Source organism: Leptospira hartskeerlii (assembly GCF_002811475.1).
Lineage (GTDB): Bacteria > Spirochaetota > Leptospiria > Leptospirales > Leptospiraceae > Leptospira_B > Leptospira_B hartskeerlii.
This window is the reverse complement of record NZ_NPDL01000010.1, coordinates 124,052-138,706: the sequence shown is the minus strand read 5'-3', so window position 1 is coordinate 138,706 and position 14,655 is coordinate 124,052. Positions and strand designations below refer to the sequence as shown.

Sequence of the window (14,655 nt, the reverse complement as noted above, 5' to 3'; positions counted from 1 at the left end):
GATCGGAAGCAGAGCAGAGAAAGAAACATATAATATTCCTCAAAAAATGTCCGTATACTTGTTAACTTTGAATATAAGAACGGAGATACATAAATGAAATCAATTTTGAAACTCATAGTTGTGGCCCTCTTTTTAAGCGCTGGCTTGGGCTCCTTGCAGGCAGGTGATCTAAGAAAGAACGGCTCTCTTATTGGCAGTATCGACTCCAACGGAGATGTAAGGTTGAACGGCTCTCTCGTGGGAAGATTTGAATCCGGCGGGGATGTTCGGAAAAACGGAAGCCTGATCGGTAGAATCGACTCCAGCGGAGATATCCGGATGAACGGATCACTAGTGGGTTCGATCGATTCCAGTGGAGATGTACGTAAGAACGGAAGTCTGATCGGACGCATTGATAGTAATGGTGACGTACGAAAAAATGGTTCCTTGATCGGAAGTGCAGTGGGAATTCCGAGAGCGCAAGCAGCAGGATTCTTTTTCTTCTTCTTTTTGAACGAGTAAGATCAGAATAAAGCCACACTAAGTTTTGCCTGCTTCCAATCAGGGGAAGCAGTGCAAAACATTCTATCATTCTCGAATTTTACTATTTTCTCTCCATAGAGAAGATCAAAACATCTTCCTTATTTTCAGACCAAACTTTTTTAAAATCAGGACCTAACGCTTGGGTAATGCTCTCATAATATTTATTTTTCAAAAAAGGATCTGACTCATTCAAACTTTCCAAGATAGAAGCTTTCGTTTGAACGAATAATATTTTTTTAAATTGCTCCGGACTATTCTTAGAGAAAAAGTTTTTAATATTACCTTCTCTCATTAGCCAAACAGAAGGAGTTTGAAAAAAATACTTTCCTAAAATCTGAGAATACGTCCTGATCTGAACCACAACCAAATCAGGTTTTTGCTCCAAATAGATCGCATTCAGTTTAGTTGTCTTTCTTCCATATTTTCCCAAGATTTGGGTATAAGAAAAACTAACGTAAACGGAATAGAGAAGGATCGTAAACAAAACAATTTTTCCGATCTTACGGAACTTCTCTCCTATGTTCTCAATCAGGATCAGAAACATTCCCGCAAAAGCCGGCAAACTCAAATGAAGATATCTGGAACCAAAATCTATAATCCCATCGTTTGGAGCAGAGATCACTAATGCTAAAAATGCAGCCAAACCAGAGTAAACGAATAGATCCCGATTTGAGATACCCAATACCTCGTTTCTTCTAAAAGGATTCTTCTTAAAGAAAATATAATATATGAAGAAGAATAGAACGATTAAGAATGCTGGAGTGTAGCCGAAAAATCCGATACGATTCGGGTTTGCGATCAATAGTCCTACGTAAATGTTCCACTTCTTCCAAGGAAGCAGGAACATAGTGGGCTGGTTGAAGGAAAACCTCGGGCCCAAAGGATGTCCATAAAGAACATACTGTATTCCGAGTAAAAGACCCAAGCCTACAAAAAAGCCAAGCGAATAGCCTATAATTTTCCTTCTTTCTTCTATATTAGGAAAATTATATATGCTTAAGAAAAAAATGAAGGACAAAGGAAATACGATACTTTCTATCCGAAACCATGCAGAAGAAGCGCAGATAAAACCTGCACTTACAAATCTTAGCAGAGAAGAAGAAGGGCCGGATCTTAAAAATAGAAAACTTCCCCACAAAAACAAAAAGGAAGAAATGCCTACATCTGGGAAAAAATATCCGTTCACTAAAAACGGAGAGGCTAAAACCAAAACTCCCAAATAGATCGGATCCCAATCCCATAAGATAGAGAGGAGTAGAAAAGAAAGAAGGATCAAGATCGCAACTGCGACATACACTCCGACGATCCCGCTCCAAGGAAGAAAAACCGCATACACATAACCCAATGCGGCAGGAAATGGACTGATCAGCTCTTCACCGATACGAATACATTCCGTGGGGCAATAATTTCCTTCCGGATCTAGACTTTTAGATGGCAGAACCAAAGTACCAGAAAGAAAACCGTTTCTTCCTACGGATTCTCCCAATATAAATTTACCCAAATGATCCGAGTACAATTGCTCACCAGGCTTCAATAAGAATGGATATAATAAAGGAAGAAGGAACAAAAAACAAAACGTAAGTTTTGTCCATTTAGAGTGAAACTTTCCGTCCAGGAAACTCATCAGGGCAAATTAGAAGGTTTAAACCGTCTCACAATCCTTTTTCGGAACCTTACCTCTTCCAAATCGATTGACTCAAGGAAGGAAACCTGAAAGGGTCATAGAATCAGAGAATTCTCCGGAGAGTATGATGAAAAAAGCGTTATTATTCACAATTTGTTTCTTATTCGCCGGTGGTTTGCTTGGCCAAGACACAAGCACCCAAACTTCTACCAGAGAAAAAATGGTATGTGAACGTATGGACCTGGAAATACAGAGCGCTACCTATAATGACGCACTAAGATGTGAAACCAAAGACGCTATTTGTTATATGATAGAAGGCTTCAGCATGAGTTGTTTTCCCAAAGATAAAAAGGTCGCTAAATAAAAATCCCCGAAAGTTCAGCGATATCTTCCTCCCACTTAACCTTCTTCTTTTATTCTTACCAAACTAGTACATAAAAAAAGGCGCCTTACGGCGCCTTGCAGTCGATGGATTTTTAGGATTTGTGACTACGAATTAAAGATTGTTTAGAAATTCTTGTGTTTTTGCAGCTTCTGCTTCAAGAGCTTTTGCTTGTCTTAAGAATTTCTCAGACTGAGCGTTGCTAGCGAGGAATTTTCCACCAGTAGAACGTTTAGCCAATGCTCTTAACTCTTCTGCTCTTTCAGTTTTTTGCTGAGCGATTGCTTTCAAGTAAGTAGCTACTGCAACTTTTTGCTCTTTAGTAACCGCAGCGGATACCAAAGCTTGCTCTAAAAGACGATCTTCAGTATCTTGTGAAACTGCGAAAACGGAAGATCCTGCTAAGAAGCCTACTACCAATAGAAGAGAAGTGAGTTTGTTGATTTTCATAAAATTGAAACCTCGAGTTATTTTTATATTTTCTGTTCTTGTTTTCGCTTTATATCCATATGACCTATCTATGCGGGCGAATGGAACAAAAAAATTTTTAAACTAATAAAAAATTAAAAATTTTTGTTAAACGAACTCGAAGAACCATTTATCACATTTACATTTATTAGAATTATCTAATTTTCTAAGCACCTTGTTCCACATAGCTTCTATCCATTCATATTGAATAAAAAAGAAGCGGAATCGGATGATTTCTCATACCGCTGCTTGAATATAGTACAAGTATCGATCCGAAGGGTGTTTTTTTCAAGCCAATTCTTTATTAGAAATTCGGAAAATGCCTATTTTTTGAGCACACAAATTAAGCATTTTGCCCCTATGGTGAGCAAAAATGGGGTCAAAAACGGTGTTTTTGGGGGTAAATCGAAAAAATCCAATATGGTGGAATTTACTAATTCGTTCGATTTTTCGTCATTGCTTTGAGCTTGTCATAGGAAAAATCCGCAGTAATTTTCCGATAAATAAGGAACAAATCTTCTTTTTCAGAGAAGAATAATCGAAGGGACACAAAATGAAATACTTACACGCTATGATCCGAGTAAAAGATTTGGATCAAGCATTGGATTTTTTCTGCAATAAATTAGGATTAAAAGAAACAAGAAGACATGATCATCCGGAAGGAAGATACACTCTTGTATTCTTATCCGAGTTAGATAGGAATTCTCCTGAAATAGAGTTAACTTATAATTGGGATCAAGATTCCGCTTATACAAGCGGAAGGAATTTCGGTCATCTTGCTTTCGAAGTAGATAATATTTATGAAACCTGCGCGAATCTTCAGGCAAAAGGAGTGATTATCAATCGCCCGCCTAGAGATGGACGCATGGCATTCATTCGTTCTCCTGATTTAATTTCTATTGAGTTACTACAAAGAGGAAAATCCTTAGAGATCGCAGAACCTTGGAAGAGTATGAGCAATACTGGAGAATGGTAAGCTTAAATTAAGATTTTTTAGATAAAGAAGAACGATATTCTCCGGGAGAACATCCATATTTCTCCTGGAATAGTTTATGGAATGCGGATTTGGATTTGAATCCTGCCGCGTAAATCACCGCAAGCACCGATCTTTGGGGCTCTTCTCTTAACATTTTGGATGCTTCTTCCAAGCGAAATCCGGTAATGTATTCTCTGAAGCCGATCCTCATCTTATCGTTTAATATCTCTGACAATTGATGTGTTTTGATCTTTAATTCTTCTGAAAGAATAGGAAGTGTCAGCTCTTCGTCTAGATAGAGTTTTTTGTCTCTCATCAATTCTTCCATCTTTTGGATGACTGCCTCCACATCCAAACCTTGGAGCCTAGTCTCATTGTATCCTGCTTCCTTTGCAGTTTTTTCAAAAGAGACGATCAGACCAGGAGAAGTAGAAGCGCTCAAAAAAACGGAACATACGATCAAAGTCAGAGCGGCGGCGGCAATTGTGAATAATGGCATGAAGAAGATTTGAGCGATCACGAACAGGAAAATCACAAATATACTCGCATAGAAGAGCACAAGAAACGGAGAGAATGCCCTACCTTCTTCTTTTTGGACGAAACTTTTCCATTTGCGGATCTTTCCGATCAGTAAAAGCGGATAAACTAAATTGGAGATTGTTCCTAAGACCAAAAGTCCGAACAAGAATTGGAAATAAATTTGTCTAGGTGGGAATACAGTTACGTATTCTAATTTGGAATTCGGATCGGATAGAACAAAAGGTATAAGGAACAAAAACGCCGCGAATCCAGGAACAAAATGCACCAGGTTGAGTGCTTTTGCGGGTAATCCTCCTAATCTTGTAAAATACAAGTAAGCCAATGGGCCTGTGAAAAATAGAAATGGGATATGGATTTCCGCAAACCAAAGGTGTTCCTTTAACTGATCGGATAATTCTAAATACAAATGGAACTGCACGATAGAAAGAGATAGAAAGAAGAAACCGATTGGTCGGTAAAATGCGGACTCTATTTTGGATCCGAGATTGAAGTCTTGAATTTGTCTGGCCTTATCTTTCCCGATAAATTCAGAAATGGCCAATAAGAATGAAAGCCCTGCTCCAAATGCAAGAAACGTATCCATAAAATGAAAGAGTCCGATTAGAATTGAATGTCCAGATTTTTTCAGGATTTTTCTTTTTTTAGTCCGTCCGGATACGGAAGGACGACCGTTTTTAGAAATGATCGTATCCTGAATGTATGAAACATCTTAGCTTCCAACCAAATCGTTTTTTGAAATTCTTATGCGTGAGTTTTGTAATTATAACTTTATTCGGATTTGTAGAATACGGAATATCTTCCGAAATCTCAAAAGTCCAGATACAGGAAGAAGACTTCAAGATCCCTTCCTACCAACCCAGATTCGGCAGAAAGCAACCAATCATTGTCGTCATCGGCGAGAACCGAATGACTGAGCTGACTGACTTTATGATCCCTTATGGAGTTTTGACTTCTGCGAAAATTGCAAAGGTAATTTCCGTTTTTCCGAAAACCGGTTCGGTACAAATGTTCCCTGCGTTAAAGGTAGAAGCGGAGAAATCTTTTGATCATTTCGATTCTGAGTATCCGGAAGGTGCAGATTATGTAATCGTGCCTGCGGTCCATTATTCGGATGATCCTACTCTTCTATCTTTTGTACAAAAACAATCTGCAAAGGGCTCTACCATTGTAGGAGTATGCGACGGAGTTTGGGTATTAGCGAATGCAGGAGTTTTGAAAGATCACAAGGCAACAGGTCATTGGTTTTCTTTTTCTAAACTAGAGAAAGAATTTCCTGAGACTAGATGGATTAAGGATAGAAGGTACATTGCAGATCGAAAGATCATCACGACCACTGGAATTACTGCTTCTATTCCAGTTTCTTTGGCTTTAATCGAGACAATCTCCGGAAAAGAAAAAGCTTTAGAAATTGCGGCAAGCTTAGGAGCCAAGGACTGGAAACCCGCTCATAAAAGTTCTGATTTTTATCTAAGCGGGAAAGACATGTATATTGCCGCAAAAAACTATCTTGGCTTTTGGAATTATGAAAACTTAGGAGTTCAAGTTTCGGATGGAACAGATGAAGTAGTGTTAGCTCTGCAAGCGGACTCTTTTTCTAGAACCTACAGATCAGAAGTATTTTCCGTTTCTGACCAAAAACAGATCCGAACCAAATCTGGGTTACTATTGCATGTAGATAAAACGCAAGCGGAAGCTGCCAATTTAGACTCTATTTTAGAAAATCTGAATGGAATGGCGGCAGTGATTGCTTACGATAAGAATCTCTCAGAGATTGAATCCAAATACGGAACAAACACTGCAGCATTTGTGGCTCTGCAGATGGAATATCCTTGGAGGAAATAGAACCATAAGGCTGGATACTTATTTCCAGCCCTCCGCGAACTCTATCCTTTCTATAGTCGTAGGATGAGAATGTTCGAAGATCACTTCCAGTTTGTGTGAATTCAACCTGGATTTATTGTCTTTTGCTAGTTTGATCTCCGTACTGATGAATGATTTTTTATCGTTGGTCAACACAAGAGCTTCTCTATCAGCTTGGGTTTCCAGAACCCTGGAGAGCGTTGCTGAAAAAGGTCCGATTACAGTTCCGACTATAGATAATATCAAAAACAGAAATGGTAAGGTAGAAGGAGAATAAAATTCCTTTAGAGGGATAAGTCCTTCTTCTTTTACTTTTTGGAATACGTATCCGAGTAAGAAGCATAATAAGAAAGTTTCCAATGTGCTAAGTGCAATCTCTATCATTTGATGATTGTGCACCCAGTGACCTATTTCGTGTCCAAGAACGCTTACGACTTCTTCTTCCGTGTGATTTTTGATGAGTGTGTCATATAAGAAGATCTTCTTACTTTCTCCCCAACCTGTGAAATATGCGTTTGTGTGACCTGAGTATCTGCTCTCATTGATCACGTAGATATTCTCTACTTGGATATTTGCTTTTTGGCTCAGGGCTAAAATTTTCGTTTTTAAACTTCCTTCTTGGATAGGGCCGTAATCATAAAAGATCGGTGTGATGACGATCGGATATAGCACTGACATAAGTAATCCGAATCCCAAAGATAAGATAGGAAGTATATATTTCCAAGCACGCGGAAGTTTCTTAAATACGAATGCGACTACGAGAACAACGAGTCCACCGAATAGAAATCCTAATCCGAAAGATTTTGCCTTAAATAAGATCCAGTCCCCTATAGTCATATTGGAGAATTGAAATTCGTGTTCTATCACAAATCCGAAATAATAGCTAAACGGTAATGAAATAATAAATTCTAAAAGATAGAAAGAAACGAAGAATAGAAATACTGTGAGATAAAATCTTTCCCCAGTTTTTCGACGAAAGTATTCTTCTAACTTTACCGAGATCGGAGTGAATACGAACGCTCCCGCTAAAGCGAAGTCCAGCAAGGACCCAATGATAGAGACAAAAAATCCTCTTCTTTCGTAGTCTATCCCTGAGTTTATATCTTCCTGAGTAAAATACTTTAGAATTCTTTCATGCAGTTCGGGCGAAAGATCTCCTTGGTAGGAGAAATATTTCATTACTAGTGTGAATAAGATCTGAAGGGAAAATAAAGAGAATAGAATGTTTCTTAGTTTCATATATTGTTTGTTTATACTTTTTCGTAGAGTTCTGAGATCTGTTTTACTGAGTTTCGGAAGACTGAGTTCAATTCTTCAGGAAGAACCGTTTCTATTGCGTCCGGCCATCTCCATAAGAATGGCAATAATCCTTCCAGATTTGTAGATTGGAAACTGAGTTTATTCTTTTCTTCCGTGTATTTGATACCTGTTAGGAAGAGTTTTGCTTTCACAAGACCTTCTTCTTTGCAGATCCATACCACATTTTTTGGTTCGTGGACAGGGAATAATCCTGCATGTATGATAAGATCTTCTTCCGTTTCCTTTTTGGCTCCTCTCGCCTGGTAAAGCGGATCTCCTTGTAGGAGTTCCACAGATAAGATCTTAGGCAGGACGAATCTTTTTTTAGCTTTTTCTTCTCTGTCGTAAGCCAATAGATAATGGTCCTGACCGCCTTTCCGGATCAATCGGATCGGATCTGCTTCCTTAGTGTAGGAATCTTCAGGAAAAGTTTTATAATATTTGATCCGGATCGGAGTATGATTTTTGAGTGCTTCCAATATTTGAAATGCGGTCTCTCCTAACTCTTCCGAACTTTCTTCCGGAGTTTCGTTCATTTCAGGAAAGTATTCCAAATCTCCCGCAAATATTTTTCGAGCGGCCGTATAGAGTTCGTATTTTGGAGCTTCCGAATATCCTCTTAATAGGAGCGCGGAAATTTCTCTAAGTTCTCCTTCAGTAAACTCGAGAGTTTTTGAAAGTGGATCTTTTACGAGCACGTATACGAAATCTTTCCCATTCTTTTGGGGATAATATTTGATATGGAACCCTAGAGCGCCTAACTCTTCTATATCTCTGGATAACTTTCTTCGATCTGAGTCTCGGTTTTCATTATCATAAAATCCTTCCATGATCTTTCTCAAGGAGCTTAGGGTGATCCCATCCGGAAATCTGAAAAAATTGAATAATAATGTGAGAAGCCTGTATTCTGTGGGATTCATCTCCCTCGGCTCGATTTCCTGATCTATATCTTTGTCTAGTTCTTCTTTCATGGCTCGTTTCTAAATTCTGGTTTTTATAAAGTCCCGGGGCAAGGAAAAATCGCTACCCTGTTTTTGAATTCGAAGAAAGTCCCAAAAAACAACTTGATGAGCAAGATCCAATCTCGATAATTCTCCCGTCTTAGTCCCTTTTTGTTAGAGGTTTTTATGGGTAAAATCATCGGTTTTCTTTTTCCGAATTTTATAGGTCTTATTTTTATTCTACTCGGATGGTGGACAACTATCATCAATGTGGCCACTCTTCGTTTCTCCGGAGAATCTTATTTTAACAAATGGACCTATACCGGTTTGGCTCTAATCCTAGTAGGCGCTTATTTACCTGAAATTTGGATCGGCATTCGTAAGAAAATTTTCGGAGATTGATCCTCCCTTTTTTCCTTGTACGAAAACGTCTAGACATTTCCTCTGGTATTCTGATTATTTGTATTGAATGTCCTAGTTGCCTGGCGCCTTAAGATTTTGAAAAAAATCTTTACGGGCCAAGTACATGGGCTATAATGCGACATAATAAAATTACTGGAACCTGAGAAGGGAAGATGAGCGCGGAAACCGAAGTTTTAGAGAAATCAAGCCGGAAAAAAACCGATATCGAATTCCATAAACCGACTCTTTCTCGGGAAGACCTGAAGACCGTTTTAGAGGCCCTGGTAGAAGACCATCTTTCTTCCGGTTCGGTTACCCATAAGTTCGAGAAGGCCTTCTCTTCTACTTTCCGGACTAAACAAGTAATTTCCACAAATAGTTTAACAGCCGCGTATCATTTGTCTTTATTGGCGCTTGAGATCCAACCAGGAGACAAGATTGCTATTTCCACTTTCGCGCCTCTTGCCGCTCTAGATGCAATTTTCTTAATGCAAGCTCAACCTTTGGTTGTCGATATGGGAAAACATTCTTTCCATATCTGTCCTGAAAGATTATCTTCTGCTTTGGAAGACGAATCCGTAAAAGCTGTAGTCGTAGATCACACTTTCGGTTCTTTGGCGGACTTCTCCAAATACGATTTCAAAAACCGCCCAGTAATCGAAGATTTTTCGGAAGCTGTTGGAGCAAGAACAGAAACTTTTACGCCCGGTAAACAGGGGAAAATTTCTATTTGCGGTCTTTCTATAGAATATCTGATCACTACAGGGAACGGAGCTTTGATCTGCACTGATGATGATTCTTTGGCAAAAAAGATCAGAGCCAGAAAAGAAGGTAAAGATCCTTATCCACGTAAAGAAGGCCAACCTAGATTAGATTACGATATGATCGATTACCAAGCGGCTTTAGGGATCGAACAATTATCTAACCTTGGCGTGATCTTAGAAAGAAAAAGAAAGATCGCTCAGGTATATCTGCAATCCATCCAAGGTTCCCAAGTCGGTTCTCATTTTAACGATCCGAATTCCGAAACTTTCAATCGTTTTGTGATTATTGCTCCAGGTAATTACGAGCAAGTTGAAAGATACTTCCGTTCTCTACAAATTGGTACTCGCAGAACTGTTGCGGAACCGATCCATCATATTCTTGAACTTTCTAATTCCGATTTCCCGAACGGGGAGAGATTGTACCAAAGAGGTCATTGCATTCCGATTTATCCTAACTTAACTAAGGATAATGTGCAAAGGATCTCTCAGGCAATTCGCAGAATTTACTAAATTTCGCTAGGTAGGAATTCCTACAAACAGCGTTTTTCCAGTATTTTTGTCACCGGCTCCTTACTTGTCGCTCGATTAGGTAACTTTCCTCGTCCGGTCGCGCCGACTTTAGTCTCTTTAATTTTTTCTGAATAAAATTACTTAGTCCGATCCCAAAACCTTTCTTTCTAAATTTCCGAACCGCGGTCCGCGAATTTGTTTTCGAAAATCCAGGAATAGACCGCAATGGACCTCTGAGCAGATCCTTCATTCGATTTTCGAAATGTAGGATACTCCGGAGGCAACTTGAATATCGCGCTCCTCTCTATTAAGCGTCCCATATTTATTACTAGTATTGTGATCCTGATGTTGATCACCGGTATCTTTTCCCTCAGTAAAATGGGAGTGGATCTTTTTCCGGATGTGAACATTCCAGTGGTCTCTGTGACTACGATCTATCCGGGCGCTGGTCCGGAAGAGATCGAGGAATTGATTTCCAAACCTTTAGAGGAAGAACTTTCTTCTATTTCAGGTTTGAAGAAGATCACTTCTCGTAACCAGGAAGGTGTCTCCGTTGTTTTCGGTGAGTTCACTCTTTCCACCGATATCAAATATGCTGAGCAACAATTCAGAGATAAAACCGCATTAGTTCGTCCTAAACTTCCCGACGGGATCAAAGAACCGAAAGTGGTTCGTTTCGATCCGGCGGATCAACCGATTATTCGTCTCGCAGTGTTCGCAGATCTTGACCAAGCAAAGTTATACGACCTTGCGAAAGAAACTGTTAAAGCTAAGTTAGAGCAGATCGCCGGTGTTGGTTCAGTTAAGCTAGTCGGAGGAACAAGAAGAGAGATCCAAATCGAATTAGATAGAAACAAATTAGTTTCTTATCAAATGCCAATGGTGATCATCGCCAATAGATTGAAGACCGCGGGCTTAAACGTTCCGGTCGGTAAATTCGATTCAGGTGCAAAGGAAACTTCTTATAGAACATTAGGAAGATATGAAACTCTTTCTCAGATTGAGAACACCATCGTTTCCTTCGGTGGAGATGTTGGTAATTCTGTTCTTATCAAAGAGCTTGGTTCTGTTAGAGATGGAACGGAAGATGAAGAAACATTAGGTTATCTTTGGGCTTCTAAAAGTGACGCTATTGAAGAAGAGGATGCCGGCCTTCTTACACATCCTTTCACTTGGATTACTCAGCTTCCTAAAAGGGTCAAAAGGACTTTTGCAAAATTAAGCGGGACCAAAGAGCCGGTTATAGAAAAAGAACTGAAACCTGCATTATTCATCGATGTTTATAAACAGTCCGGTGCAAATACTGTAGCGGTTGCTGACGAGGTTTTAAAAAGGATAGATAAGCTGAATGCGGATATCCAACCTCTCTCGGGACAACCTAAGATCAGACTGATCCGCGACGGTTCTAGATGGATCCGTTATAATGTGGAAGACGTTACAGAAGCGATCGTTCTCGGGATCTTGTTAGCGGTAATTACAGTTTACTTCTTCTTAGGAAATTTGAGATCTACGATCATCACCGGTCTTGCATTGCCTAACTCATTATTAGGTGCATTCATCATCATGTGGATCATGGGATTCACGATCAACGTTATGACGTTGTTGGCCCTATCACTTGCAGTTGGCCTTCTCGTGGATGATGCGATCGTTGTCCGGGAAAACATCTTCCGTAAATTAGAAGAAGGTGCGAGCGTTTTAGAAGCCGCTGAAAAAGGAACTATGGAAGTGGCTCTCGCGGTGATTGGAACTTCCTTAACCGTGATTGCTGTATTCTTCCCTGTAGGATTTTTATCAGGAGTCGTGGGTCAATTCTTCAAACAGTTCGGATTGACCGTGGTTTTTGCCATGATCATTTCGCTCTTCGACGGTCTTTTTGTGGCCCCTATGTTGTCCGCATACTTTGCAGGAAAACTTACCCATGATAAAAAGAACGCTGCGGTAGAAGCATTCGATCGTTTCCAAAACTGGCTGGAAAAAATTTATAAGGTTACGATGCATTACGCATTGGCCCATCCAGGCAAGATCATACTTCTCACTTTCTTAATATTTGCTCTCTCATTCGTGAGCTGTGCGTTTGTGAAAAAGACATTCTTACCTGCAAACGACCAGGGTGAATTTATGGTAACCTTAGACCTTCCTCCAGGCACTAGCTTACAAGGAACCAAAGACGTTTCGGATAAGGTTTTAGCGGAACTCCAAAAATTCCCTGAAATGGATAAGATCGCGATTACAATCGGCAAACCTGATGGTGGAGAACCTAACACTGCTGTTTTGGCGATTGCACTTGTTTCTTCTAAAAAAAGGTCCAGGAGCACTACTACCGTCAAAGAAGAGATCCGCACTATGTTAAAGGCTTATGATTTTGCAAGGCCGGCAGTTTCGGATTATTCTGCAGTGGGAGGCGGGGTCCAGTATCCGTTCCAATTAGTTCTTAAAGGGAATAATTTGGAAGAAGTGGAAGCATATTCTAAAAAAGTAATAGAAAGGCTAAAAGGTGTCAAAGACCTCGCGGATATCGACTCCGACTTTAGAGGAGGAAAACCTGAATACCAAATCGTTTTAGATAATTCTAAAATGCAATTGGTAGGTGTTCTTCCAGGTGTTGCCGGTTCCGAATTGAGATACCAGATTGCCGGGGACCAAGTCAGTAAGTTTTACGATAAAGGTATCGAATACGAAGTCAGAATGAGACTTAAGCCCGACCAAAGGAATTTGAGAGCGGCTTATGGTCAAACCAAGGTCCCGAATATTGCAAACAGATTGATTCCTCTAGCTGCGATCAGCACGGGAAAAGAAAATTTAGGACCGTCTAGGATCAACCGGATCGATAGAGCAAGAGCAGTCGTGGTGAACGCAAACCTTGCACCAGGTGGTGCGATCGGAACCGCGATGGAAGAAGCTACTAAGATCATCACAAAGGAAATTCCTCCTCCACCAGGCGTTCGTTTTAATTTCCAAGGTCAGTCGGAAGATTTGAAAGAACTATTCTTGAATATCATCGTAGCATTCGGTCTTGCTTTGATATTCATCTACTTGGTCCTTGCTTCTCTTTATGAATCATTCATCACTCCGGTCACGATCTTATTCGCTATCCCTCCTGCAATTTCCGGAGCATTCTTCGCTCTGTTCTTAACGGGAGAAATGTTGAATATATTCTCTATGATCGGACTCATCCTACTCATGGGACTCGTGGCCAAAAACTCTATCCTACTCGTGGACTATGCGATGCAAGCAGTAAGAGAAAGAGGACTCACAAGAGACGAAGCGATCTTTGAAGCGGGTGTTGTTAGATTACGCCCAATCTTAATGACATCCATCGCGATGATCATGGGAACTGTTCCGATTGCATTAGGCCTCGGAGAAGCTGCCAAATCCAGAACCGCAATGGGTATCGCGATCATCGGAGGTCTGATCCTTTCCACGTTAGTTACATTAATCGTGGTCCCTTCTATCTTTGGTGGTATCGATAAGTTCAGGGAATGGATAGAAACCAAGTTCCGTCCTGACATGACGGCGACCATTCACACCGATGGTAATCATTCCGGGACTGCCTCGGTATCTACAAATCATAATCAGCCTTCCTTAAGTGAATGGGCTCATGACGTGGAATCCAAGCCAAAGAAAGGAACTAGTTCTAAAAAGAAAAAGTAGTGAAAGCAAGAGGGCCTAACGGCCCTTTTCTTTTTTTCCGAACTAAAATTCAAATTTTCATAATATAGAAAAATTAATAAATTATCATATTTTAAATAATAATTTATTGACTTTTGATAAATTTTATCAATTAGTGGCTTTGTTTTTCCCGAAATCATCGTGAAAAACAAAGGAAACCAATACATGAAACGTTTAGGAATATTAGCGGCGATCTTTACAATCTTAATGCTTGCCGGTTGTAAGGAAAAAGCGGGAGATCTAAAAGATTCCAGGATCAATTTAGATGGAAAATGGGTCCAGGTTGCAAACTGTGCTGAAGGGGGACCTAATCCCGTTGCATGGTTAGAAATTGAATCTAACAATATCCGATCTTGTGTGCAACAGCCCGGAGGAACGTACAATACTTTCAAAGGAACTATACGACCTTCCGATACTTACGGAAATTATAAAATTGATTGGAGTAACGGTTATCAGCAAAATGCAAGCTATCCAGTAGGCGTTTTAAAGCTATTATCCTTGATAGATCCATCAATCCAAAGCACTCAGTGTTATACTCAGAATCCTAGCTATCCGCCAAATTCTCAGTGCCAATTCTAAACAATTTTCTAAACTTTCACGATGTTGGAATTCCAACATCGTGTGTAGGACTTACAAGAACCATTTTCCAGAATCGCAAAACTCCATTTTTTATTTATGAGCATTCAAAACTTAGTTTC

The 14,655-nt window shown here is 39.9% G+C and carries 13 protein-coding genes; 8 read left to right on the top strand and 5 right to left on the bottom strand.

Annotated elements, in window-relative coordinates; all coding sequences use genetic code 11:
- The first annotated feature begins 93 nt into the window (after positions 1 to 93).
- Positions 94 to 501: a 5-fold beta-flower protein gene (locus CH352_RS17060; RefSeq protein WP_100705245.1), complete on the top strand. Its 408-nt coding sequence runs from the start codon at positions 94 to 96 to the stop codon at positions 499 to 501.
- Between the two features lie 82 nt (positions 502 to 583).
- On the opposite strand, the gene CH352_RS17055 is transcribed toward CH352_RS17060, so the two are convergent.
- On the bottom strand, positions 584 to 2,146 hold the full coding sequence (locus CH352_RS17055; RefSeq protein WP_100705244.1) for an LA_3751/LA_3752 family putative glycosyltransferase: 1,563 nt from the start codon (positions 2,144 to 2,146) through the stop codon (positions 584 to 586).
- A gap of 127 nt (positions 2,147 to 2,273) precedes the next feature.
- Here CH352_RS17055 and CH352_RS17050 point away from each other — a divergent pair, with 127 nt between their 5' ends.
- Positions 2,274 to 2,510: a hypothetical protein gene (locus CH352_RS17050; protein WP_100705243.1), complete on the top strand. Its 237-nt coding sequence runs from the start codon at positions 2,274 to 2,276 to the stop codon at positions 2,508 to 2,510.
- Between the two features lie 132 nt (positions 2,511 to 2,642).
- Here CH352_RS17050 and CH352_RS17045 read toward each other — a convergent pair whose 3' ends face one another.
- A complete protein-coding gene (locus CH352_RS17045; RefSeq protein ID WP_100705242.1) occupies positions 2,643 to 2,978 on the bottom strand; it encodes an LIC10421/LIC12816 family protein in 336 nt (111 codons plus the stop codon).
- Positions 2,979 to 3,549: 571 nt separating this feature from the next.
- Between CH352_RS17045 and CH352_RS17040 the strand changes: the two genes are divergently transcribed.
- Positions 3,550 to 3,972, top strand: coding sequence for a VOC family protein (locus CH352_RS17040; protein WP_100705241.1), 423 nt, complete (start codon positions 3,550 to 3,552; stop codon positions 3,970 to 3,972).
- A gap of 7 nt (positions 3,973 to 3,979) precedes the next feature.
- Here the strand turns inward: CH352_RS17040 and CH352_RS17035 are convergent, their stop codons facing one another.
- Positions 3,980 to 5,095 (bottom strand): AraC family transcriptional regulator, encoded by a 1,116-nt coding sequence (locus CH352_RS17035; RefSeq protein WP_207766629.1) that lies wholly within the window; start codon positions 5,093 to 5,095, stop codon positions 3,980 to 3,982.
- A 116-nt stretch (positions 5,096 to 5,211) separates the two neighbouring features.
- Between CH352_RS17035 and CH352_RS17030 the strand changes: the two genes are divergently transcribed.
- On the top strand, positions 5,212 to 6,354 hold the full coding sequence (locus CH352_RS17030; protein WP_100705239.1) for a DJ-1/PfpI family protein: 1,143 nt from the start codon (positions 5,212 to 5,214) through the stop codon (positions 6,352 to 6,354).
- A gap of 18 nt (positions 6,355 to 6,372) precedes the next feature.
- On the opposite strand, the gene CH352_RS17025 is transcribed toward CH352_RS17030, so the two are convergent.
- Both CH352_RS17025 and CH352_RS17020 read right to left on the bottom strand, forming a co-directional pair.
- Complete coding sequence (locus tag CH352_RS17025; protein WP_100705238.1) at positions 6,373 to 7,611, bottom strand: M48 family metallopeptidase; 1,239 nt, start codon at positions 7,609 to 7,611, stop codon at positions 6,373 to 6,375.
- A gap of 11 nt (positions 7,612 to 7,622) precedes the next feature.
- A complete protein-coding gene (locus CH352_RS17020; RefSeq protein WP_100705237.1) occupies positions 7,623 to 8,642 on the bottom strand; it encodes a helix-turn-helix transcriptional regulator in 1,020 nt (339 codons plus the stop codon).
- Positions 8,643 to 8,798: 156 nt separating this feature from the next.
- Between CH352_RS17020 and CH352_RS17015 the strand changes: the two genes are divergently transcribed.
- From CH352_RS17015 to CH352_RS17000, 4 genes are all read left to right on the top strand, one after another.
- Complete coding sequence (locus CH352_RS17015; RefSeq protein WP_008593673.1) at positions 8,799 to 9,014, top strand: hypothetical protein; 216 nt, start codon at positions 8,799 to 8,801, stop codon at positions 9,012 to 9,014.
- A 173-nt stretch (positions 9,015 to 9,187) separates the two neighbouring features.
- Positions 9,188 to 10,288: a DegT/DnrJ/EryC1/StrS family aminotransferase gene (locus tag CH352_RS17010; RefSeq protein WP_100705236.1), complete on the top strand. Its 1,101-nt coding sequence runs from the start codon at positions 9,188 to 9,190 to the stop codon at positions 10,286 to 10,288.
- Between the two features lie 285 nt (positions 10,289 to 10,573).
- Positions 10,574 to 13,939: an efflux RND transporter permease subunit gene (locus CH352_RS17005; protein ID WP_100705235.1), complete on the top strand. Its 3,366-nt coding sequence runs from the start codon at positions 10,574 to 10,576 to the stop codon at positions 13,937 to 13,939.
- A gap of 183 nt (positions 13,940 to 14,122) precedes the next feature.
- Entirely contained in the window at positions 14,123 to 14,536 is a 414-nt protein-coding gene (locus CH352_RS17000) for a hypothetical protein (RefSeq protein WP_100705234.1), read from the top strand.
- Positions 14,537 to 14,655 lie beyond the last annotated feature (119 nt).

Excerpts from the sequence above, each read along its gene's own strand:
- CH352_RS17050 (WP_100705243.1), top strand. The coding sequence starts at position 2,274 with ATGAAAAAAGCGTTATTATTCACAATTTGTTTCTTATTCGCCGGTGGT.
- CH352_RS17020 (WP_100705237.1), bottom strand. The coding sequence starts at position 8,642 with ATGAAAGAAGAACTAGACAAAGATATAGATCAGGAAATCGAGCCGAGG.
- CH352_RS17000 (WP_100705234.1), top strand. The coding sequence starts at position 14,123 with ATGAAACGTTTAGGAATATTAGCGGCGATCTTTACAATCTTAATGCTT.
- CH352_RS17035 (WP_207766629.1), bottom strand. The coding sequence starts at position 5,095 with ATGGATACGTTTCTTGCATTTGGAGCAGGGCTTTCATTCTTATTGGCC.
- CH352_RS17045 (WP_100705242.1), bottom strand. The coding sequence starts at position 2,978 with ATGAAAATCAACAAACTCACTTCTCTTCTATTGGTAGTAGGCTTCTTA.
- CH352_RS17030 (WP_100705239.1), top strand. The coding sequence starts at position 5,212 with ATGAAACATCTTAGCTTCCAACCAAATCGTTTTTTGAAATTCTTATGC.
- CH352_RS17055 (WP_100705244.1), bottom strand. The coding sequence starts at position 2,146 with ATGAGTTTCCTGGACGGAAAGTTTCACTCTAAATGGACAAAACTTACG.
- CH352_RS17025 (WP_100705238.1), bottom strand. The coding sequence starts at position 7,611 with ATGAAACTAAGAAACATTCTATTCTCTTTATTTTCCCTTCAGATCTTA.
- CH352_RS17015 (WP_008593673.1), top strand. The coding sequence starts at position 8,799 with ATGGGTAAAATCATCGGTTTTCTTTTTCCGAATTTTATAGGTCTTATT.
- CH352_RS17060 (WP_100705245.1), top strand. The coding sequence starts at position 94 with ATGAAATCAATTTTGAAACTCATAGTTGTGGCCCTCTTTTTAAGCGCT.
- CH352_RS17010 (WP_100705236.1), top strand. The coding sequence starts at position 9,188 with ATGAGCGCGGAAACCGAAGTTTTAGAGAAATCAAGCCGGAAAAAAACC.
- CH352_RS17040 (WP_100705241.1), top strand. The coding sequence starts at position 3,550 with ATGAAATACTTACACGCTATGATCCGAGTAAAAGATTTGGATCAAGCA.